The sequence below is a fragment of the Arcobacter caeni genome, assembly GCF_003063245.1.
GTDB classification, from domain to species: Bacteria; Campylobacterota; Campylobacteria; order Campylobacterales; family Arcobacteraceae; genus Aliarcobacter; species Aliarcobacter caeni.
The window spans coordinates 1-519 of sequence record NZ_MUXE01000058.1; the positions used below are offsets into that span (position 1 = coordinate 1).

Here is a 519-nt window from a genome sequence, read left to right on the forward strand (position 1 = left end):
TTATATACTTTTATGTACTCATCACTAGAGTACATTTTGTTTTCCATTCGTCCTTCATATATAGTGATATTTGCTTCATAGCCCATATATCTTGTCATTGCAGAACCAACAAAAATAAATACTAATGAAATATGAATCATAAATAAAAAGAACTTATCTTTTTTATACATTTTGAAAGCAAAAATATTTACTATCACTGCAACTGTAAGTAAAAGCATTAGAAGTTCAAACCAAGTTTGCCCATAAATAAAAGATTTAGCTCCTAATGGACCAAAATCATTTTCAATAAATGTTGCAATTGCACAAGAAAGTGCAAAAAATAGTAAAAGCACAACAACAATTGGCATTGAGAATATAGTTTTAAGTTTTTTTAACATAATAAATTGCCTTGATATTTTGTATTAGCACATGTAAGTAACATCAAGATTTAATTAAGTAAGGAGATGATTGCAATGAAAGTCATTGATGTTACTTACATGTACCAATAGAAACAAAGAGAACCGAAGTTCTCTTTATTTT

At 27.2% G+C, this 519-nt stretch carries 1 pseudogene; it reads right to left on the minus strand.

What is annotated here, in order from left to right:
- Positions 1 to 377, minus strand: a pseudogene (locus B0174_RS12130) (cytochrome c biogenesis protein); the annotation flags it as partial.
- Between the last annotated feature and the right edge of the window lie 142 nt (positions 378 to 519).